Origin of the sequence: Nocardia sp. NPDC059691 (assembly GCF_042733915.1) — a bacterium.
Taxonomy (GTDB): Bacteria; Actinomycetota; Actinomycetes; order Mycobacteriales; family Mycobacteriaceae; genus Nocardia; species Nocardia sichangensis.
The window spans coordinates 176,071-196,245 of sequence record NZ_JBHWFB010000006.1 but is presented as its reverse complement, the minus strand read 5'-3'; the positions used below and the strand labels follow the sequence as shown (position 1 = coordinate 196,245).

Sequence of the window (20,175 nt, the reverse complement as noted above, 5' to 3'; positions counted from 1 at the left end):
TCCCGAGTCGACGCAGGTCCGGAGACCTCACGACGGAAGATCGCCCTGATGACTGGCAGGCTCTCGTAATCAACTGTCGCGAGTAGGTGTCCAGCCAGCCGGTTTCCGGGGACGAGGGCCGGTGGCGTAGCGGCCCCAGGTCGCGGCGGCCTGGGCGGCGGCGTGGGTGGTTGTGTGGTGGTAGCCGAGCGCTTCGGCGACGACCGCCCCGTGAGTTCGAGGACGTCCTGATGCAGGGCGCTGACCCGGCCCGGCCGGGTGGGAACGCCGAGGGCGTTGATCAGGTCGCTGAGGGTCGTGGGGTGCATCGGCTGGCCGGCGCGACGGCCGGGAAACAGTCAGCGGGAGTCGCGATTGGTGGCGGTGTTCATGTTGGCGCGCTGGTCGATCCAGGACAGCAGCAGCTCGGCGACCGGTCGGGGGACCGGTGATGGTGGTTCGCCGAGGTTCGGCAGCACATGGCCGTCGGCGTCGAGGACATCGTCTATGGTGAGCCGGATGATGCGGCTGACGGACTGGGCATAGAGCAGCACGATCGCCGCCGCGACGGCCAGCGGCGGTCTACTGGTTCGCCGGGCGGGGGCGGTGGTCAGAGCAGGAGATGGAAGATGTCGAAGGCGACGTTCCATTCGGCGGTCCCGGGGTTCTTACGGTCCGGTTCGATCGTGACGAATGTGTGCGCCAGCGCCACGCTCAAGCCTCCGGCAATCAGCGGCAGCCGCTGCTCGGTCGCCTCGGAAAGGGCCATGTCCAACGGCGGCCGGGCCGCCAGTTGATCGAGCACAGAATGTAGTTCGATCTCCTCATCCAGCTTCTCGAACCGGTGGATGCTCTCCTGCAGTCCCTTGGTGATCGGCAGGTCCCACGGTTCGATCACGTCCCTCAGGTTTGCCTTTGCCGAGGCCTTGCCGATGAGGATCAGATCGTAGATCTTGTCGTCGATGAAATCCGTGTAGCGCTTGAGGTCGTTCCGGTCGACTTGCAGGCCGGCCGCTGCCCGGAAGAATTGCTGGAATTTCACGGTACCCATCACTGGCATGTCGTCAGCTCCTGTCGAAGTATTCATGGATTTGGCGAACCGCCATCGCTCCCTCACCGACAGCGGAGGCGACACGTTTCACCGAGCCGGTGCGGACGTCACCGGCAGCGAACAGGCCGGGCAGGCTTGTTTCGAGCGTCCTCGACGGCCGGTCGCCAGTCCGCCGGTTGCCGTCTTCACGGGCGTAGACCGCGTCCATGCCCGTGAGGACGAAGCCGTGGTCGTCGAGTGCGATCGCGTCGGCCAGCCACCCGGTGTGCGGCACCGCGCCGATGAAGACGAACAAGGCGTGTACCCGGAGGGTGTCCTGTTCGCCCGTCTGATTGTTCTCGACCACAATCTGGTCGAGGTACTTCTCACCGTGGACCTCGCGAATCTCGGTATGCCGGTGGACGGTCACGCGCGGATGGCGCTCGATCTGGTCGACGAGGTACCGGGACATGCTCTTTCCGAGGTCACCGCTGCGGATGAGCAGGTGAACGTGGGAGACACGGTCCGCGAGAAAAACGGTGGCCTGTCCGGCGGAGTTTCCACCGCCGACGATGGCCACCGGGTCGGTGCCGCACATCCGCGCTTCCTGATGGGTTGCGGCGTAGTACACGCTTGTCCCCTCCAGTACCTCGATTCCCGGAACCGCCAACTTGCGGTATCGCGCCCCGGTGGCGAGCACGACGGCCCGGCCGCGAACCGTGCCGCCGTCCGCCAGCCGGAGCACGTGGTGGCCGTCCTCGGACCCCAAACCGGTCACCTCCGCCGACACCAGGATGCGGGCGCCGAACTTGCCGGCCTGGATCACGGCTCGCTCCGCCAATTCGGCCCCGGAGATCCCTGCCGGGAAGCCGAGGTAGTTCTCGATCCGTGAGGAGGTACTTGCCTGGCCGCCTGCGGCGAACGACTCCAGTGTCACCGTGTTCAACCCGTCCGAGGCGCCGTACACGGACGCGGCCAGACCGGCCGGTCCCGCCCCCACCACGACGAGGTCGAACACGTCTTGGGCCGCGTCGTGGACCGAGTCCGGGACCGGAAGCCCGACGATGCGGGCGAGTTCCGCATTCGTGGGATTGCGCAGCACCTTCTCGCCGTGCCAGATCACGACGGGGGTGTCCTCGGGGGCGACGTCCAGGCTGCGCAGCAGCTGCTCCGCCCGTTCGTCCTGCTCCACATCGATCCATCTGTGGGGCAATCGGTTTCGAATGGCGAACTGCCGAAGCCGCAACGTATCCGGTGAATAGCAGGAGCCGATGATCCGGAATCCCGAACCGAGCCCGATCAGCAGGTGCCGCCGCACCAGGTAGGCGCGCAGGATGAGATCGCTGAGCACGGGATCGTGGGAAACCAGCTGGCGCACCCGGTCGGCCGGGACGACGAGTATCTCGCCGTCCTCGATCGCCTCGGCGGTGAAGAACGCCACCTGGCCTTCCAGCAGTCCGAGCTCGCCCAGGAATCGGCCGGGACCGTGCACGCGCAGTATCCGGCGTTCGCCGTCTCCGTCGCCCTCGTCGATGATCGCGACCTTGCCCGAGAGGATGACGAAGAAGTCGTTGCAGGGTGCGCCCTCTCGGATGAGCAGCTCGCCGGGGCGAACCGCTCGACGCGTGCCACCGACCTCGAGTGTCGCGACCTGGTCGTCCGTCAGCCGCGGGTATCCTCCGAGCTCATCGGGAGTCTCGTCGAGCGGCGGAATGTCGCGGACGGGAGCGGCGTCCTCAGACGAGGTTCTGGTCGACATAACACCAGCGCCAATCTTCACCTGGCTCCATCGACTGGACGATCGGATGGCCGATGGCGTGAGCGTGCGCGCTCGCGTGCTTTCCCGGCGAGGAGTCGCAGCAACCGACGTGTCCGCACGTCAGGCACAGCCTCAGATGTACCCAGGGGGTGCCGAGGCGAAGACATTCCTCGCAGCCCTGCGGAGTCCGGGGTACGACGGGACGGATCGCGGTCACGTGTGGGTCGACATGGACAGATGTCATGGCTTCGTCTCCTTGCCTGCTTTTTCCGAAAGCGCCTGGTCGAGCCATGTGCGCAGTTGTGGTACCGGAGCGGCGCCCGCCTGACGAGCCAGGATCTCGCCTCGGTCCATCACCAGCAGAGTCGGTACGGCGCGGACGGTGAATCGTTCGGCCGTCCTGGGCGCAGCATCCACGTCGATCTTCACCAGCTTGATTCGACCCGCGCGTTCCCTGGCGAGCTGCTCGAGCGCCGGACTGACCATGCGGCACGGGCCGCACCACGTCGCCCAGAGGTCGACGAGCACAGGCACCGAGGATTTCTCGGCGACCTCCGCGAAGTCGTCGTCCCCTGCCGAGGCGATCCAGGGCAGCGGCTCGTGGCAGTTCCCGCAGCGCGGTTTTCCTTCCCCGGCCGCCGCCACCCTGTTGACCTTGCCGCAGTTCGGGCACTTCACCATTTCGGATCCCACGACGACACCTCTTCTCAGGCCGCCGCGACGGCGGGTTCCGCATACGCGACGGCGAGTTCGTCGCCGGCCACCGTGACACGGATGGTGCCACCCGGTTCGATCTCGCCGCGCAACAGTGCACGACCTATCCTCGTCTCCACCTCGTGGGCGATGTACCGCCGCAGCGGCCGCGCGCCGTAGACCGGGTCGAAACCGTGTTCGGCGATGAGCCGGCGCGCTTCCGGCGTGATATCCAGATGTATCTGCCGCTGCGACAATCTGTTCCGAAGGTCGGTGAGTTGTAGCTCGACGATGTGCTCGATCTGGGGCAGCGTGAGCGGGGTGAACAACACGATGTCGTCGACCCGGTTGAGGAATTCGGGGCGGAAGTGCCCGCGCAGCTCCGCCAGCACCCGCTCCCGGGCATCCGGTTTGATCTCGCCGTCGGCTGTGACTCCCTCGAGGAGATACAGGGATCCGATGTTGGAGGTCATGATGATCACCGTGTTCCGGAAATCGACCTGCCTGCCCTGAGAATCGGTGATCCGGCCGTCGTCGAGCACCTGCAGCAGGGTATTGAAGACGTCGGCGTGGGCCTTCTCGATCTCGTCGAAGAGTACGACGGAGTACGGCTTGCGGCGTACCGCCTCGGTGAGCTGGCCGCCCTCGTCGTAGCCGACGTACCCGGGGGGCGCACCGATGAGCCTGCTCACCGTGTGCCGCTCTTGGTACTCGCTCATGTCCAGCCGCACCATGTTGTCTTCGCTGTCGAAGAGGGCACTGGCCAGCGTCTTTGCGAGCTCGGTCTTTCCCACGCCCGTCGGGCCCAGGAAGATGAACGAACCGATCGGCCGGCGTGGGTCACGGATACCCGACCTCGCCCGGATCACCGCGTCTGCGACCAGTTGCACCGCCTCGTCCTGACCGACGACCCTCTCGTGCAAAATCTCGTCGAGCTTCAACAGCTTCTCCCGCTCGCCTTCCTGCAGCCGGGCGACCGGGATACCCGTCCATGCGGCCACGATCTCTGCGATCTCGTCTTCGGTGACGATCTCACGCAGCAACGGATTCCGGCCCTGCCTGGTGGCCAGTTGCTCCTCCGCCGCCCTGAGTCTGCGTTCCAGCTCGGTGATCTCGCCGTATCGCAACTCGGCGGCCCGGTTGAGGTCGTAGTTGCGCTCGGCCTCCTCGGCCTCGTGGCGCAACCGTTCCAGCTCTCCCCGCAGCTCCTGCACCCGCCGGATCGCCTGCCGCTCGGCCTCCCACTGAGCGTGCCTGGCGTCGGCCTCGGCCCGTAGGTCGGCCAGCTCCTTGCGCAGCTCTTCGAGGCGCGCCTTGCTGGCCGCGTCCGTTTCCTTGGACAGCGCGGCCTCTTCGATCTCCAGCCGGGTCACTTTCCGGGTGAGCTCGTCGAGTTCGGCGGGCATCGAGTCGATTTCGGTGCGTTGCCGAGCGCATGCCTCATCGACCAGGTCGATCGCCTTGTCCGGAAGGAAGCGGTCGGTGATATACCGGTGCGAGAGGGTCACGGCGGCGACCAGGGCGCCGTCCTTGATCTTCACGCCGTGAAACACCTCGAGGCGTTCCCGAAGTCCGCGCAGAATCGAGATCGCATCCTCGACGCTGGGCTCGTCGACGAGAACGGTCTGGAAGCGACGCTCCAGTGCCGCATCGGATTCGATGTGCTTGCGATATTCGTCGAGAGTGGTGGCGCCGATCATGTGTAGTTCGCCGCGGGCGAGCATCGGCTTGAGCATGTTGCCTGCGTCGAGAGACCCGTCGCCGCCGACTGATCCCGCGCCCACAACGGTATGTAGCTCGTCGACGAACAACAGGATGCGCCCCTCGGCCGCCTTCACCTCCGACAGCACCGCCTGCAGTCGCTCCTCGAACTCGCCGCGATACTTCGCGCCGGCCACCAGGGAACCCATGTCGAGCGAGAAGATCGTCTTGTCGCGCAGGCCCTCGGGCACGTCGCCGCGGACTATCCGCTGGGCGAGGCCCTCGACGATCGCGGTCTTACCGACGCCGGGGTCGCCGATCAGCACTGGATTGTTCTTCGTCTTCCGGCTCAGGATCTGCGTTACCCTGCGGATCTCGGCATCTCGGCCGATGACCGGATCGAGATTGCCTACCCGGGCCTCGGAGACGAGATCGCGTCCGTACTTCTCCAGCGCCTCGTAGGCCCCTTCCGGGGTCGCCGATGTGACGCGCTGATGGCCGCGCACTTTGGTCAATACGGCGAGGAAGGACTCTCGCGTGACCCCATGATTGGCGAGGACCCTGCCTGCCGCAGTGGCCGACCCCTCCTCGGAGAGCGCCATCACGAGATGCTCCACCGACACGTAGGAATCCTTGAGTCGCTTCGCCTCCCGTTCCGCGGCGTCGAGCAGCCTGGCCAGGCGCTGGGTGATCATCACCTGTCCGGGCGTCGCGCCGGGGCCGCTGACCTTCGGCCTATGCGACAGTTCACGTTCCAGATCGGATCGCAGGGCGTCGACGTTGGCGCCGGCCTGCTCGAGCAGTCGGGGTACCAGCCCTTCCCGCTGATCGACCAACGCGAGCAGCAGGTGCTCTCCGTCGACCTCGGTGTGACCCATTCTGGTCGCTACATTCCGGGCTTCCTGCAGGGCTTCTCGTGACCTTTCAGTCAGGCTGCCGGTGTCCATGGGGTGCCCTCCTTCCGCGGGAAGCTGCTTCGAGTTTCTCGATTCGATCCAGCAGATCGAGTACGAGCCCGATGGCCGAGTAGTTCAGGCCCAGACCGGTCCGCAGCCGTTGGATGCGGGCGGCATGGGCCACTTCGGATGGCTGGAACGACATCTCGCCGCCGGCGTCTCGGTGGGCGTCGAGCAGGCCGAGCGCCACAAGCCTTCGTGCCAGGTCCGGGTGCAGCCCGGTACGTTCGGCGAAGGCATCTGGCGACAATCCGGGACGGCGAACCAATACGTACCGGGTGACTGGGCTCGGGGTGCTCATGTCTCTTTCCTCGGATCGAAGTTCGATTCGGTGGCCAACTGCTCGAACAGCTCGCGCTCGCGTGCTGTCGGTTTCGACGGCACCATCACCTTGATCTCGGCGTAGAGGTTGCCGTCGGGGCCACGCGGATTGGGCATTCCTTCTCCGCGCAGCCGCAGCTTCCTTCCCGTCGACGAGCCCGGTACCACTTTGACTTTCGCCTCGCCACCCGGGGTGGGAACGACGACGGTCGACCCGAGCACCGCCTCCCATGGCGATACGGGCAGGTCCACATAGATGTCCCGGCCCTGTACCCGGAACCGGGGATGCGGCTTGATCCGCACCACCAGGTACAGATCCCCGGGCGGCGCGTCACCGTTGCTCCGCCCGCCTTGCCCGGCCAGCCGGATTCTCTGGCCGTCCAGGACACCGGCGGGAATGTCGACGTCGTACTGGCGTCCGTCCAGTCTGAGTGTGCGTTTGCCGCCCCGATACGCCTGTTCCAGAGTCAGTTCCAGTTCCGCTTCCTGGTCGGCACCGGGAATCGGCCCGTACCCGCCGGCGCCGCCGAACATCTGCCCGAAGAGGTCCTCGAAGTCGACGGCGCCCTCGCCACCGAAACCTCGACCGAAGTGCACCCTTCTGCCCCCGCCGCCGGCCCGGACCCGTTCGTCGTAGTCCTCGGACACACGCCGGAAGTCCTCACCGAATCGGTCGTAACGTTTCCGAGTGTCCGGGTCGGACAACACCTGGTAGGCCTCGTTGGCCTCCTTGAACTTGTCCTCCGCAGTGGGGTCCTTATTCACGTCGGGGTGATACTTGCGCGCCAGCTTGCGGTACGCCTGCTGGATTTCGTCGGTGCCCGCGCCGCGCGGGATACCGAGCACTTCGTAGTAGTCACGCGCCATCGGTGCTCACCCCTCGGGTCTGCTGACGACCACCGAGGCGGGACGCAACTGCCGACCGTCCTCTCCATAGCCTGGGCGCAAGACCTCGATCACGGTCCCGGAGGGAACGTCCGGTTGGGCCACCACGCTGACCACTTCGTGTAGCTCCGGGGAGAACGGCACACCGACCTCGTCGTGGCGCTCGAAGCCGAACTGCGCCAGCACCTGCACCGCTTGGTCTCGGATCGCCTTCACGCCCTCGACGACGGCCTGGGGATCGCTGCCCGCATGGGCCAGCGCGAGCTCCAAATTGTCCAGCACCGGGAGCCACGCAGCGGAAACCTTCGCCACCTCCGCGGCGCGGGCACGGTCCAGATCCTTGGCAAACCGCTTGCGCAGGTTGTCCAGATCTGCAAGGGCCCTGCGCCAGCGGTCCTCGAGTTGAGCCAGCTCGGCCCCCGTGTCGGTGCGATCCGGCGCCGTCTCGGTCTGATCCCCGTCGGTAGCCGACTCGGCAGCCGACTCGGTCGTCGAATGATCTGCGGACCTTTCCATCGTGTGCCTCAGCTTCGATCGAATTCGGCGTCGATCACGTCGTCGTCATCCGACGACGCAGCGTCTCCGCCGCCTGCCCGGTGTCCGTCTCCGCCGCCGGACTGGACCGGCGCGAGCCCGTAGAGCAGCTGCTGCAACTCGGAGGTGAGTGGCTCTACCTCGGCGGGGGGAGCATTGTCTTCCACGGCTTTCCTGGCGTCGGCGATCAGCATCTCGGCGCGTGCCTTGTCGTGCGGCGGAGCACTGTCACCGAGTTCGGCGAGTCGCCGTTCCACTTGATAGGCAACCGAATCCAGCGCGTTGCGCGCGTCGACCGCCTTTCGCAGCGCCTCATCCTCGGCCCGGTTCCGTTCGGCCTCCGCGAGCATGCGCTCGACCTCACTCTGGTCCAGGTTGCTCTGCTCGCTGATCGTGATGCTCTGCTCCTTACCGGTGTCCTTGTCGCGGGCGGTGACGTGGAGGATGCCGTTGGCGTCGATGTCGAACGTGACTTCGACTTGGGCCTCGCCACGGGGTGCGGGCCGGATGCCTTCCAGCCGGAAGCGACCGAGCACCCGGTTGTCGGCGGCCCGTTCGCGTTCGCCCTGCAGGACCACGACATCCACTGCGGGCTGATTGTCTTCCGCGGTCGCGAACACCTCACTGCGCCGGACCGGGATCGTCGTGTTGCGCTCGATGATCTTGGTCATCACCCCGCCCTGGGTCTCGACGCCGAGGGACAGCGGGGTGACATCGAGCAACAGCACATCGGAGACCTCGCCCTTGAGCACGCCCGCCTGGACTGCGGCACCGAGCGCCACGACCTCGTCCGGGTTGACACTCATGTTGGGGTCCTTGCCGCCGGTGAGCCGGCGAACCAGCGCCTGCACCGCCGGAATACGTGTCGAACCACCGACCAGAATCACCTCGTCGATGTCGTTGGCGGTGACCTTGGCGTCACTCATCGCCTGCTTCACCGGGCCGAGGCAGCGTTCCACCAGATCCGCCGTCAGATCCTCGAACTTCGATCGCATGATCGTGGTGGTGAGGTGCTTGGGACCGTTCGCATCAGCGGTGACGAAGGGCAGGTTGACCTGGGCCTGTGTCACCGAGGACAGCTCGACCTTGGCTTTCTCCGCTGCCTCGAAGAGGCGCTGCAACGCCTGGGCATCCTTGCGCAGATCGATGTTCTCCGCCCGTTGGAACTCGTCGGCGAGGTAGTCCACCAGACGTCGGTCGAAGTCGTCGCCGCCGAGGTGGGAGTCGCCGGCCGTGGCACGAACCTCGACCACTCCCTCGCCGACGTCGAGCAGGCTCACATCGAAGGTGCCGCCGCCGAGGTCGAAGACCAGTACGGTCTCGTGGGTCTGCTTGTCCATGCCGTATGCCAGTGCCGCGGCGGTCGGCTCGTTGATGATCCGCAAAACCTCGAGGCCTGCGATCCGGCCGGCGTCCTTGGTGGCGTTGCGCTGTGCGTCGTTGAAGTACGCGGGAACGGTGATGACCGCTTCTTTGACCTTCTCACCGAGGAACTTGCTCGCGTCGTCGACGAGCTTGCGCAGCACGAGGGCACTGATCTCCTCCGGCGCGTACTTCTTGCCCCGCACGTCGAATCGAGCCTCGCCGTTGTCGCCCGGCACGACGTCGAAACTGACCGCTTTGGCCTCCTCGGAGACCTCGTCGTAGTGACGTCCGATGAAGCGTTTCGCGGAGTATATTGTGCCCTTTGGATTCAAGATCGCCTGCCGTCGGGCGAGCTGACCCACCAGCCGCTCCCCGCTCTCGGTGAAGGCCACCACCGACGGCGTCGTCCGCGCTCCCTCGGCATTGGAGATCACCCCCGGCTCGCCGCCTTGCCAGCTTGCGATGACCGAGTTCGTGGTGCCCAGGTCGATACCTACAGCGGTCGCCATGACTCATTCCTTTCGATCGGTCCGGCCGGTGAGCAGGCGAACGGCTTCGTCCGTGACCTCGACGTCGGCAAGGACTTCGTAGTGACGTGGTTGTAATGACTGGATTGAGGTGAAGTCGCGCCGACCGCCCCGCAGCGCGTACATGAATAGGCCGAGCAGGACGCCGACAACAGCGCCGAACACCAGCCCGTAGCAGGCGAGCACGAGGCCGGTGAGCAACGGCTGGACCCAGTCGAGTAATCCGAAGATCCAGCCGAACAGTGCGCCGTCAGCGCGCCCGCGGCGGTGCCTCGCAAAGCGGCCCAGCCGTAGTTCAATCGGCCGACGACCTGCTCGGCCAGCTCGATATCGCGTCCGACGACGGCCAGTTCGTCGACTGCTGAATGCTGGTCGGAGAGGTAGTCGACGGCGCTTTCAGCGTCGGCGTAGTCGTCGAACGTTGCCATTACCTGGCGGGCAGGTTGGTTCAGACGTATCGGCGAGGCTCCGCGATTGGACTCTGACATCACGCCCCCTGGGCGTCGATGATTCGGTGTTCGCCGAGCCTGCGTGAACCAGTTCGGCGTCTGGCCGGTCGGTCAACCGCTCGAACTCACGGACGGCTCAACCGCTGAAAGTTCTTCATCCGCCTGTAGGCGTCGACAGAACGGGAGGCGGTGGCGTCCACACCCCGGCTGGGGCATAGGAGTGCCGGAACCCGCTCGAGGCGGCCGGTGCGCGCACTCCGGGCATCAGCCACTACTTCGGTGCTTCCACGAGTAGAACTCCGATACGAAAGATCGGGACTGCTGAGCGGTGTGACAAGCTCCCAGCAGGTCGGAAGTGGAAGCCAACTACGCCACACAGTGTAGCCACGGGAGCACCGGGAGTCACGGCTCCGTGCCCGGTCGCGCCAAGAACAGCGGTCGCCTGCGCGAGGACTTCACCGACGAGGCATCGTCATCTGTTGCGCTCACCTCGTCGTTGCGCACCGAGAATCCGACAGGTTCGGCGGACTCGCGTACCAAAGTTCGCGGTCAGGTGGGTGACGCGGTTCTGTCGAGCTTGCGGGCGGGCTGTCTCCAGTCGGTGGTTCAGAGCTTGTTGGCGAGCACGTCGAGGTTGCTGATTTCGGGCGGCGCGGCGAAGAGTTCGTCGGCGCGTTCGCCGAGGGCCTTGCCGACCGGCCCATTGAGATGTGTTTCGCGGGCGGCCTGGTCTGGGAATGCGTCGATGATGCCGAACGTCGAGGGGCCGAACCGTACCGCGAGCCAGGGCTTCGTGCCGGGCTCCTGCTCGACGAGTGGCAGCGCCGATCGGAGGAATTCCACGACCGCGTTTTCCTTGCCGGGTTTGGCTTCGAGTCGGACCAGCAGCGCCTTGGTGGCCATGGCGGGTCTCCTGTTCGAGGTGGTGGACATGATCCAGCATCACATCATCGACCGGTGAAGAGAAGGAGCCTAGCCCACAAATCAATGAGACCGATCTCGACCCCCCTAGCGATCGCGGAGCCGAAAGAGGAGACTCCAGGGTGGAGAGAACGCGACGCCTGGAATGCACCCACTGCTTGTTGTTCATGACGCGAAACATGGTGGTGTGCCTTAGTTTTGGTGTGTTCTTCCGTTGCGTGCGCTGTCGCCTCGGCTGCCCGAGCAGAACCGTTCGTTCGGTCTGTCGCTCACACGTAACCGCCTGTGGCCGCCGGGCGTCGACCGGAAACGCCGCATGTCAGGAGTATCGAGATGAAAGCGCTTGTGTACGACGGGCCCCGTGAGGTTCATGTGAAGGATGTGCCCGATGCGAGGATCGAGCAGCCGACCGATGTGCTGGTAAAGATCACCAGCACCAACATTTGCGGGTCGGATCTACACATGTATGAGGGCCGCACCGATCTGGAGCCCGGGATGGTCCTCGGTCACGAGAACCTGGGGATCGTCGCCGAGGTGGGCAATGCGGTGGTAAAGGTCACCTCCGGGGACCGGGTGTGCCTGCCGTTCAACATTGGTTGCGGTTTCTGCCGAAACTGCGAGGAAGGGTTGACCGCGTTCTGCCTGACGGTGCATCCGGATCCGAAGATGGCGGGCGCCGCGTATGGTTTCGCCGGGATGGGACCGTTCTGGGGCGGACAGGCCGAGTATTTGCGGGTGCCGTTCGGCGACTTCAACTGTCTGCGGCTGCCTGAGGATGCTCAGGACAAAGAAAACGACTATGTGATGCTGGCGGACATTTTCCCGACCGGTTGGCACTGCACCCGTCTAGCCGATATGCAGCCTGGCGATTCGATGGTGGTCTACGGGGCCGGCCCTGTGGGATTGATGGCGGCATATTCGGCGATGATCCAGGGCGCGAGCAAGGTGATGATAGTGGACCGGCATCCAGACCGGTTGCGCCTGGCCGAGCAGATCGGCGTCATACCGATCGACGACTCGAAGGGCGACCCGGTCGAGCAGGTGCTGGAGCAGACCAACGGGCACGGCGCCGACAAGGGTTGTGAGTGCGTCGGCTATCAGGCCCATGACCCGCAGGGAAATGAGGATTCGGCGATGACCATGAACCGGCTGGTCGATTCGGTGCGGTTCACCGGGCACATCGGCGTGGTGGGCATCTTCTTGCCACAAGACCCCGACGCGCCCGACAAGCTGGAGAAGAAGGGCAAGATCGCCTTCGACATGGGCAAGTTCTGGTTCAAGGGTCAAAAGGCCGGAACCGGGCAGGCCAACGTCAAGCACTACAACCGCCAGCTTCGTGACCTGATCCATGAAGGCAGGGCCAAACCGTCGTGGATCGTCTCTCACGAACTCCCGCTGGCTGAGGCCGAGTCCGGTTACCAGCATTTCGATGCCCGCGACGACGGATGGACCAAGGTCGTAATGCATCCGTGAGGCGGCCCGGACCGATAGGAGCGCAACGATGGCGAATGCACTGCAGGGCAAGCAGTTCGCGAAGACCGGGACAGGTGCGTCATGACAATGAACCAGACCTCGGTGTCCCTCGACGACGCGCAGCGGGTGATTGCCGCCGGGCAGGCCAAAGCCGCCGAGATCGAATCGCCGTCGAATATTGCGGTGGTCGATGCCGGCGGCAACCTCGTAGCCCATGTGCGGATGGACGGCGCATGGATCGCCAGCATCGACATCTCGATCAACAAGGCCTTCACCGCCCGAGCGCTGGACATCTCGACCGAGGACCTCGCCGCCGATGCGCGTCCGGGCGAGCAGTTCTACGGGATACATACCTCCAACGGTGGGCGCATCATGATCTTCGCCGGCGGTGTGCCGCTGCGGCGCAACGGCCAGGTCGTCGGGGCGGTCGGCGTCAGCGGCGGCACCGGAGAGCAGGACAAGGCTGTCGCCGAGGCGGCCTCGACGGCGATGTGAGCAGTGAACTACGTCGACAGGGCGCCGTCGCGGATAGCCCCGAGAGCAGGTGCCGCACCGCGAGTTTCGGCCACGGCCGGATGAGAAAGGCGTTCGATGGTGTGCCTGCGGTTCCGTCATCGGCTGCGGTCCAGCCTGTGGATCACGCCGTTGCTATGCGTGCTGGCCTCGGTCGGGCTGTCGTTCGTGACCGTGGCGATCGATCGGCAGTTCGGCGATCGGCTGATCCCGGTGACGATCACGGGCTCGGCGGACGCGGTGTCCAACATCCTCAGCACCATCGCCGCCGCGATGGTCACCCTGACCACGCTCGTACTCACGGTGACGACGGTGACCGTCCAGCTCGCGATGGGCCAGTTCTCGCCGCGCATCGTGCGGGCGTTGCTCCAGGACCGCAGCAGCCAGCTGGCCTACGGGCTGTTCGCCTCGACGTTCATCTTCGCGATCCTCGCGATCCGCGAGGTCAACGCCGTGGGCGAGGGTACGGTGCCAGGCCTGACCGTGTCGGTGGCCTACCTGCTGATGCTGGCCAGCATCGCCACGTTGTTCCTCTACATCCACCATTCGGGAAACGCGCTGCGCGCCTCTGGCCTGATCGACCTGGTCGGCGATCATCTGCACGAGCAGCTGGACCGCAAGTACCCAGCGAAGGGGCCGCCGCACGCCCAGCCTGATGTCGTGGTCTCGCCCGAACCGGGGCTCGTTATCGACCTGGATCGTCCCGCGCTGGTCGCAGCAGCGTCCGAGGCCGGCTGCGTGATGGAGATGGTCCCCTCATGGGCGACTTCGTACCAGCAGGCGCGCCGCTGTTCCGCGTGCACGGCGACCCCGTCCGTCTCGACCACGCCCGTGTCGCAGGCCTCGTCGTCCTCGCCGCGGAGCGGACCCACGGCGATGACCCGGCGTACGGCTTCCGCAAGCTGGTCGACATTGCCGAGCGCGGTCTGGCCCAACCGTTCACCGACCCGACCACCGCCGTGATGGTGATCGACCGACTGCACGACTGCCTGCGGCAGCTCGCCAACCGCGACTTCCCCTCCGGCCGGCACCACGACGACGGCGGCGAGGTTCGGCTCATCGAGCGCACGCTCAGCTGGGCGGGCTACGTCCGGCTCGCGTTCGACGAGCTCTGCCTCGCCGGAGCCGCCTCCCCCCAGGCATCGCGCCGGTTACGCGCCGCACTGGAAGACCTCCTGACGGTCGCACCACCCGAGCGGCACCCACCGCTCGAGCGGCAGCTCGACGTGCTCGTCGCCGCCGTACACCGCAGTTACGACGACCAGCGCGACCGACGTGCGGCGCTGGTCGCCGATCAGCAGGGCATCGGTTCGGGCGCCGACCTCGCAGCGGAGTCGGAGGCGGCGACCAAGCGCGCCGGCGCAGGAACATGATCGACGATCGCGAGTAGCTTCATCGGCCGGAGGGCGGGGAATGTCCGGCCAGGATGCGGTTCAGCTCGAAGCGTATCGGGGCTCGGGCGGCTTGCCCGCCCGCAGCGGGTAGTTCGGTGAGGATCCGCCCGGCCAATTCGCGTAGTCGCACGTTGGTGTGTTGCGAGCAGGACCGCAGCAGCGCGAACGCTTGCTGCTCGCCGATCCCGTACACCAGCATCAGCATCCCTTTGGCCTGCTCGATCACCGCGCGGCCGGCCTCGAATGCGAACCGATCGGCATCACCGGGCGGTCGGGGCTGTTCAATGTCCACATCCCAGCCCTACCCGAGCTACGGCATACAGAAAACCCCTACTCGTGATGCAGAAAAATCTGCATCGCAGGGTGTAGACATTCGGGAGGGTGGAGTGTAGTTTCTCTTTCGTTGGAGATGAGATGTCTGGTTGGCCGGGCAGGTGAACTGCACCGGAAGCAAGATCCACATCCCCTCCGGCGGAGAAGAGAATCCGGTGCAGTCGGCCGGACCGCCGGAGGGGATGACGAACTTTCGCAGACAGGTCCGGCAACTCAGGAGGTGGTGACTGAACAGCTCTTCCCAGATTCCGCGTCCCGGGCTGTTGCCGGGCGTGGTCCCCGCGGTCGGCTCTACCGCCCGACCGGCGGGATCGACGTGAAAACCCCCTCGATCCCAGGCCCCGGCGCACCACGCGCCGGGGCCTGCCGACGTTGACCCCAGAGGTGTTGTGCAGCAATCGAACGACCCCACCGATCCGACCGACCCGACCGACGCTTCCAGTGCCGCCGACCGGCTGGATGACGAGGACTACCCCGCCTACAGCATGGGTAGGGCCGCGGAAGTCCTCGGCGTCACCCCCGCCTTCCTGCGCGGCCTGGACGCCGCCGACCTGCTGACACCGCAGCGTTCACCTGGCGGGCACCGCCGCTACTCCCGCTCCCAGTTGCGGATCGCCGCGCGGGTCCGCGCGCTGGTCGATGCGGGCACACCGCTAGAGGCAGCGTGTCGCATCACCGTCCTGGAAGACCAACTCGCCCAAGCCCACGAGCTCAACGCCGAACTCACCCGGCAAGACCCGCCCGCGCCGGACCCCGGCAGCTAGCTCCGATCAGCCGGGGCCGCGGGTGCCGAGCTCGGCCCACACCGTCTTGCCGCCGCCGTGATAGTCCACACCCCAGCAGGTGGCCAGCTGATCGACCAGGATCAACCCGCGCCCACCCGTGTGATCCGGTCGGCGGATCCGCGCCGGCACGGGCGAAGCATCGTCGACCTCCACACGCAACCAGCCGCCGTGGTCGGCCACCATCAACCGGCAACCACGCGGGGCGCGGGCATGCACGACAGCGTTGCCGGCCAACTCGTCACACACCTGCACCGCATCCTCCACCCCGATACCGGCGAGCGGGGCGAGCAGGCGGCGCACCGCAGCCCGCAGCTGCCCCAACGGCACCACCTCGAGATCCCACTCGACAACAGCGCCGTCGGCGCGCGCCTGATCCAGTGTCGAAATTCCCACCCTGCCCCTCCTTCCGCTCGCTCAGTACCGGCCTCCACGCGGACAGCACTACATCGGCGGCATACCCTCACCCCGCCCCGGCGAAAACACCGCATCCACGCTCACTGCGGACCGGGTGAGGTGTTGAGAATCGTTCGGTTCTCCGATACCCCGCATCGATCGGGAATGCAGAGCACGGCCTGGTCCCGCCAGCCTGCCGCACACCCGGCGTGACCGGCTGCGGTCCCGCGGTCCACATCCGAGGACAAGTCCCGCTTCGCAGGGTTGCCGAGCGGGGCGAATCGCCGGGGCAGGAATCGTCTGCGGCGGCAGGTCTCGGCGTGACGTTCAGCCGTCCGCATCCCGTAGGCCGGACCCTCTGATCACTGCGTGAGGCGAGCGAACGGCGACGGGTGTGGCATAGTGAGAGGTTGAGTACGGGCTTTTCACCAAGAATTTGCTCGGCTCACTACAGAAAAGAAGTTGTTTACAGCATGGCTCAAGGCAGTGTGAAGTGGTTCAACGGTGAAAAAGGCTTCGGCTTCATCGCTCAGGACGGAGGCGGCCCGGACGTCTTCGTGCATTACTCGGCCGTGAGCGGCTCGGGTTACAAATCCCTCGACGAGGGTCAGCGTGTCGAGTTCTCGGTGGAACAGGGCCAGAAGGGTCCTCAAGCCCAGGACGTCCGCGCCATCTGATTCCGCGCGATCGCGTTTGTTTGTGAAGAGCTTCGCACCGAGGTCGGTGCGAAGCTCTTTTCGTTGAACCTCGTTCAGCACCGTGTTTGTATCAGGTGACGGATGCTCAGCGATGATTGGGCCCGCAGGTCAGTCGATGCCTTCGATGATGCGGAAGTCGCGCTCGACGCCGTCGGGGAGGGCCACCAGCGCCTTCTGGTATGCCTCGCTCTCGTATGCCGCGACGGCCTGTTCAAAGCTGTCGAACTCGATCAGAACGACGCGTTGCGTGATTCCGGCCTCGTGGGCGACGACTCGACCGCCACGGGACAGGACGCGCCCGCCCCCAGCCTGGACAGCCGGACGGGCCAGCTTGTTGTAGGCAGTCAGCCTCCCAGGGTCGGAAATGGCGGGGTAGACGCTGACCCAGTAGCCCTTAGCCATGGAAACCTCCTGTGTTCGGCCGGACACGTCCGACTTCGAATCGACACTCAGATCGACCGATCCCGGCGACGGGTACTGCGGTCAGCCGAATCGTCATATGCGCAGGTTAGGGCTTGATGCGCGGTCGAGGGAAAGACCGGTACGCGATAGACTCAGAACGGATCGTTATCAATCGGCAGGGAGGGCATGTGGCGCCGGATACGGTGAGCCTGCGGTACTTCCTGGTGCTGGCGCAGGAGTTGAACTTCACCCGCGCGGCCACACGGATCGGGATAGCACAGCCCGCACTCAGTGCCCGGATGCGCCGATTGGAGGCGGAACTCGGTACTGCCCTGCTGGTTCGTAATACGCGTAGCGTCGTATTGACCACGGCCGGTGCGGCTTTGGCGGAGTCCGCGCCGCCTGCGCTGGCGGCGCTGGACCGGGCATGGGACATCGCCCGGAATGCGGGGGCCGGTGAACTGGGCACGCTGCGCATCGGATACAGCCTCAGCGCGGGGGCCGAGACGGCACCGGCCCTGGTGGACAGGCTCATTCGCAGCAGCCCGGGACTCGAGGTCGGCGCGGTCCCGATGGCGACGCCGGAGATCTCTCCCGCGGTCGCCGACGGCCGCATCGATGCGGGGATCACACGCGGCGAACAGCCGGGTCGTGGCGTGCGCCGGTTCCTGCTGCGGCGTGTGCGCGTCGGGGTCCAATTGGCACAGCATCATCCGCTGGCCGAACATCCGGAGATCGAGATCGCCGATGCGGCCGAGTATCCGCTGCGACTCCCGGACCGTGCGGCCAATCCCGTGATCCACGATCAGCTGTCCGCACTGTTCCGCGAGATCCGGCCGACCCCCCGATTCCACACGCTCGCAGTCTCTTTCGACATGTCTCAGCGCGACCTACGCGACGGGCTCACCCTCGCCCCGGCCGGAGAAACCGCGGTCACGGCACAACCAGCCGGTCTCACCTGGCGACCGCTGCGGGGCGCGCCCAGCCTGACGCTCCACCTGGTCCTCCCACGCGAGCAGTCGCCGCTACACCGCCGCATCCGTGCTGTCGCCAAAACCCTGGCGCACGAGCTGAACTGGCTGCCGGACTGACGCGCATCAGGTCACGCAGAGCGCATCCCATGCCTTCACCGCGCCGTCCTGCATGTCATCCCACCCCTCGTGATAAGCATCGGCGGCACTCCCCTTCCAGGTATCGAACAACGCCTGAACCTCACGGTCCAATGCCACGGATCCCGATCTCAGCTGCTGCGCCATGTCAAGGGCATGCCTGCCGACCGCCGTCACCGGGTCGCGAACGACATTTCAGTGGTTGATCGTTTGTCGCCATGCTCTCCCCCGGCCCCAGACCATCACCCTGAACCCGCCCGCCCTTCCTGGAGCTCATCAAGTCTGGGCCTGATCGAACTGGCGCCATCGACGCGACGCCAAGCTCGTCTATCGCCCTACCGGCGGCAAACCGGCTCACAGAAAGCTGCCTCGGAGCTGCCGACGGCACGGGACGGAATCACACTGCAGTCACGCCGCGCGCTGATCCGAGCCGAAGAGGTCGGCCATTTGCTCGAGGCACGATTTCAGCTGGAGGAGAGCCGGTTTCGGTGAACAAGTCGGCGAGGCACCAGCATGCGCCTCGCAGCTGGAGTGCCGGCGCCGCCCGGCGCGCCGCCGCGCCGTCGAGTACGGAATCTCGCCGAGTACCCAGACGGCTTCGAGCAGCCGGTTGGGCTCACTCGGCGCTCGCTCGAGCGAGCGCTTCATCGGCAAGCGCTACCGCCGCCTCGACCGGCGCGTACACGGCCAGCGCGGCGACGAGGTCACGGATATCGCTGCGAATCGACGGTGCCAGCCGGGCGTGGCGGGCGACGTCGAGCTCGTTTGCGATGGTCAGGACGGCGAAATCACGGAGTTCCGTTCCTCCGATCGTCTTCGAGCCGCCGCTGAATCTGCCGGTCACGGGCAAGGGCCGTCGGCCGAGCTCGCGGTAGGTGCGCGAGCGCTCGCATGCGCCGTAGAGGTATACCAGCGCCGCCGCGTCGGGGCCGATGACGTGATCCAGCCGCTGGCGATCCGTGATCGGCAGCAGGGCATGCGGCAACCCATCGGTGCCGTATGACGCGTGGCAGATCGCCGCCAGCCGGGTTCGTGGCGCTGAGTTCCATTCGACCGTGAGGGCGTGCACCCGGCGAAGGTGCTCGAACAGGGTCCCGCCTGGGTGATCGATCTGTTCGGCGCCGAGCGTGCGCTGTAGCTCGAACGCGCGGCGGACGACGCCGTCGGTCCCGAGCCACTTGGTGGCGTGCGCCGAAACGATGCGCGCGAGTTCCGCAGGGGCGTCGCGAGCGACGAGGTGCCCGGCGTCCGGTACGCGGGCAACGGTGACACGCTGGTTGGTCATGCGTAGCCGGTCCACGTCGGCGTCGCCGAGCGGAGACCGTGGTCCTCCCCGCACGAGCAGGATGGGCAGGTCCGATGCCGAGATGACCGCGTGGAGTTCGGAGCGGGACGCGAGAATGTCGTCGGCGAGCTCGGTATCTCGGGCGAGGAGTCCGTGGTCGTCGAGCCAGCGCCGGGCGCGATCCGCATCGATGTCGGGGACGACGTCCACGAGCACGAGGCCGGCGACACGCTGCGCGACGGACGACTCCGCGAGGGCGGCGACGGCTGCCAACCCTCCGAGGGAGGCGCCCACCACGACGATCGGCGCCGGTTCGCGAACCACCATCTCGATCACGTCGTCGGCGATCACCCGCAATGCGGTCGCCCGCCCGGAGCTCTCGCCGTGCCCGCGCAGATCGAAGGCCACCGTCCGCAGTCCGCACTCGGTCATCCCCTCCGTGACCGGCGCCCAGACGTCGCGACGCTCTCGGCCCGCGTGAAGCAGCAGGACCGTGGGGCCCGCGCCGGTCACCGTGGCTCGAAGTGTGACGTCGGGCAGCGTGAGGGTCATGTCCGTCATCGCCGATTCACCTCCGTGCCGAATCTCTTTCTCAGCACCACGATTTCGACCATCGACATACCCTCTCCAAGTTACCTTGAGTCGTCGAGGTAACGATACGCAGTGAAAC

21 protein-coding genes and 3 pseudogenes are annotated in these 20,175 nt (G+C 66.1%); 7 read left to right on the top strand and 17 right to left on the bottom strand.

All coding sequences use genetic code 11. From position 1 onward, the window contains the following. Positions 1-338 precede the first annotated feature (338 nt). The 12 genes and pseudogenes from ACFV2O_RS15665 to ACFV2O_RS15610 all read right to left on the bottom strand — a co-directional run bounded on the left by ACFV2O_RS15665 (position 339) and on the right by ACFV2O_RS15610 (position 11,102). Positions 339-533, bottom strand: coding sequence for a hypothetical protein (locus ACFV2O_RS15665; RefSeq protein WP_379252341.1), 195 nt, complete (start codon positions 531-533; stop codon positions 339-341). A 56-nt stretch (positions 534-589) separates the two neighbouring features. After that, positions 590-1,030, bottom strand: a complete 441-nt coding sequence (locus tag ACFV2O_RS15660; RefSeq protein ID WP_379252536.1) for a DUF1931 family protein — start codon at positions 1,028-1,030, stop codon at positions 590-592. Positions 1,031-1,043: 13 nt separating this feature from the next. After that, complete coding sequence (locus tag ACFV2O_RS15655; RefSeq protein WP_379252340.1) at positions 1,044-2,768, bottom strand: FAD-dependent oxidoreductase; 1,725 nt, start codon at positions 2,766-2,768, stop codon at positions 1,044-1,046. Next, a complete protein-coding gene (locus ACFV2O_RS15650; RefSeq protein WP_379252339.1) occupies positions 2,746-3,012 on the bottom strand; it encodes a UBP-type zinc finger domain-containing protein in 267 nt (88 codons plus the stop codon). Before ACFV2O_RS15650 ends, ACFV2O_RS15655 begins: the two co-directional genes overlap by 23 nt. After that, a complete protein-coding gene (gene trxA / locus ACFV2O_RS15645; protein ID WP_379252338.1) occupies positions 3,009-3,461 on the bottom strand; it encodes a thioredoxin in 453 nt (150 codons plus the stop codon). Before trxA ends, ACFV2O_RS15650 begins: the two co-directional genes overlap by 4 nt. A 14-nt stretch (positions 3,462-3,475) precedes the next feature. After that, entirely contained in the window at positions 3,476-6,109 is a 2,634-nt protein-coding gene (clpB, locus tag ACFV2O_RS15640; protein WP_379252337.1) for an ATP-dependent chaperone ClpB, read from the bottom strand. Continuing rightward, a pseudogene (locus tag ACFV2O_RS15635) lies at positions 6,091-6,419 on the bottom strand (chaperone modulator CbpM). The gene clpB and the pseudogene ACFV2O_RS15635 overlap by 19 nt, the downstream one beginning before the upstream one ends. Further along, positions 6,416-7,306: a DnaJ C-terminal domain-containing protein gene (locus ACFV2O_RS15630; protein WP_379252336.1), complete on the bottom strand. Its 891-nt coding sequence runs from the start codon at positions 7,304-7,306 to the stop codon at positions 6,416-6,418. The pseudogene ACFV2O_RS15635 and the gene ACFV2O_RS15630 overlap by 4 nt, the downstream one beginning before the upstream one ends. Before the next feature lie 6 nt (positions 7,307-7,312). Beyond that, on the bottom strand, positions 7,313-7,840 hold the full coding sequence (locus tag ACFV2O_RS15625; protein ID WP_379252335.1) for a nucleotide exchange factor GrpE: 528 nt from the start codon (positions 7,838-7,840) through the stop codon (positions 7,313-7,315). Positions 7,841-7,848: 8 nt separating this feature from the next. After that, positions 7,849-9,732, bottom strand: a complete 1,884-nt coding sequence (dnaK, locus tag ACFV2O_RS15620; RefSeq protein ID WP_379252334.1) for a molecular chaperone DnaK — start codon at positions 9,730-9,732, stop codon at positions 7,849-7,851. Positions 9,733-9,735: 3 nt separating this feature from the next. Then, positions 9,736-10,238: pseudogene (locus ACFV2O_RS15615) on the bottom strand (general stress protein). Between the two features lie 567 nt (positions 10,239-10,805). Then, complete coding sequence (locus ACFV2O_RS15610) at positions 10,806-11,102, bottom strand: antibiotic biosynthesis monooxygenase (protein WP_355078074.1); 297 nt, start codon at positions 11,100-11,102, stop codon at positions 10,806-10,808. A gap of 351 nt (positions 11,103-11,453) precedes the next feature. Here ACFV2O_RS15610 and ACFV2O_RS15605 point away from each other — a divergent pair, with 351 nt between their 5' ends. From ACFV2O_RS15605 to ACFV2O_RS15590, 4 genes and pseudogenes are all read left to right on the top strand, one after another. Further along, positions 11,454-12,593, top strand: a complete 1,140-nt coding sequence (locus ACFV2O_RS15605) for a glutathione-independent formaldehyde dehydrogenase (RefSeq protein WP_356964064.1) — start codon at positions 11,454-11,456, stop codon at positions 12,591-12,593. An 81-nt stretch (positions 12,594-12,674) separates the two neighbouring features. After that, a complete protein-coding gene (locus ACFV2O_RS15600; RefSeq protein ID WP_379252332.1) occupies positions 12,675-13,088 on the top strand; it encodes a heme-binding protein in 414 nt (137 codons plus the stop codon). A gap of 96 nt (positions 13,089-13,184) precedes the next feature. After that, a pseudogene (locus ACFV2O_RS15595) lies at positions 13,185-13,850 on the top strand (DUF2254 family protein); the annotation flags it as partial. A 14-nt stretch (positions 13,851-13,864) separates the two neighbouring features. Next, positions 13,865-14,479, top strand: coding sequence for a DUF2254 family protein (locus ACFV2O_RS15590; RefSeq protein ID WP_379252331.1), 615 nt, complete (start codon positions 13,865-13,867; stop codon positions 14,477-14,479). A 19-nt stretch (positions 14,480-14,498) separates the two neighbouring features. Here the strand turns inward: ACFV2O_RS15590 and ACFV2O_RS15585 are convergent, their stop codons facing one another. Continuing rightward, a complete protein-coding gene (locus ACFV2O_RS15585; RefSeq protein WP_379252330.1) occupies positions 14,499-14,792 on the bottom strand; it encodes an ANTAR domain-containing protein in 294 nt (97 codons plus the stop codon). A 430-nt stretch (positions 14,793-15,222) separates the two neighbouring features. On the opposite strand from ACFV2O_RS15585, the gene ACFV2O_RS15580 reads away from it, so the two are divergent. Further along, positions 15,223-15,597, top strand: coding sequence for a MerR family transcriptional regulator (locus tag ACFV2O_RS15580; protein WP_379252329.1), 375 nt, complete (start codon positions 15,223-15,225; stop codon positions 15,595-15,597). A gap of 6 nt (positions 15,598-15,603) precedes the next feature. Here ACFV2O_RS15580 and ACFV2O_RS15575 read toward each other — a convergent pair whose 3' ends face one another. Beyond that, entirely contained in the window at positions 15,604-16,011 is a 408-nt protein-coding gene (locus ACFV2O_RS15575; protein WP_379252328.1) for an ATP-binding protein, read from the bottom strand. A 473-nt stretch (positions 16,012-16,484) separates the two neighbouring features. On the opposite strand from ACFV2O_RS15575, the gene ACFV2O_RS15570 reads away from it, so the two are divergent. Further along, positions 16,485-16,688, top strand: coding sequence for a cold-shock protein (locus ACFV2O_RS15570; protein WP_067806012.1), 204 nt, complete (start codon positions 16,485-16,487; stop codon positions 16,686-16,688). 129 nt (positions 16,689-16,817) lie between these two features. Here the strand turns inward: ACFV2O_RS15570 and ACFV2O_RS15565 are convergent, their stop codons facing one another. After that, the gene (locus ACFV2O_RS15565; RefSeq protein WP_379252327.1) at positions 16,818-17,111 is read right to left on the bottom strand and encodes a DUF1330 domain-containing protein; all 294 of its coding nucleotides are present in this window, start codon (positions 17,109-17,111) and stop codon (positions 16,818-16,820) included. A gap of 188 nt (positions 17,112-17,299) precedes the next feature. Between ACFV2O_RS15565 and ACFV2O_RS15560 the strand changes: the two genes are divergently transcribed. Further along, positions 17,300-18,202, top strand: coding sequence for a LysR family transcriptional regulator (locus ACFV2O_RS15560; RefSeq protein WP_379252326.1), 903 nt, complete (start codon positions 17,300-17,302; stop codon positions 18,200-18,202). Positions 18,203-18,208: 6 nt separating this feature from the next. Here the strand turns inward: ACFV2O_RS15560 and ACFV2O_RS15555 are convergent, their stop codons facing one another. Continuing rightward, positions 18,209-18,367 (bottom strand): WXG100 family type VII secretion target, encoded by a 159-nt coding sequence (locus tag ACFV2O_RS15555; RefSeq protein ID WP_379252325.1) that lies wholly within the window; start codon positions 18,365-18,367, stop codon positions 18,209-18,211. A gap of 469 nt (positions 18,368-18,836) precedes the next feature. Continuing rightward, entirely contained in the window at positions 18,837-20,066 is a 1,230-nt protein-coding gene (locus ACFV2O_RS15550; RefSeq protein ID WP_379252324.1) for an alpha/beta fold hydrolase, read from the bottom strand. Between the last annotated feature and the right edge of the window lie 109 nt (positions 20,067-20,175).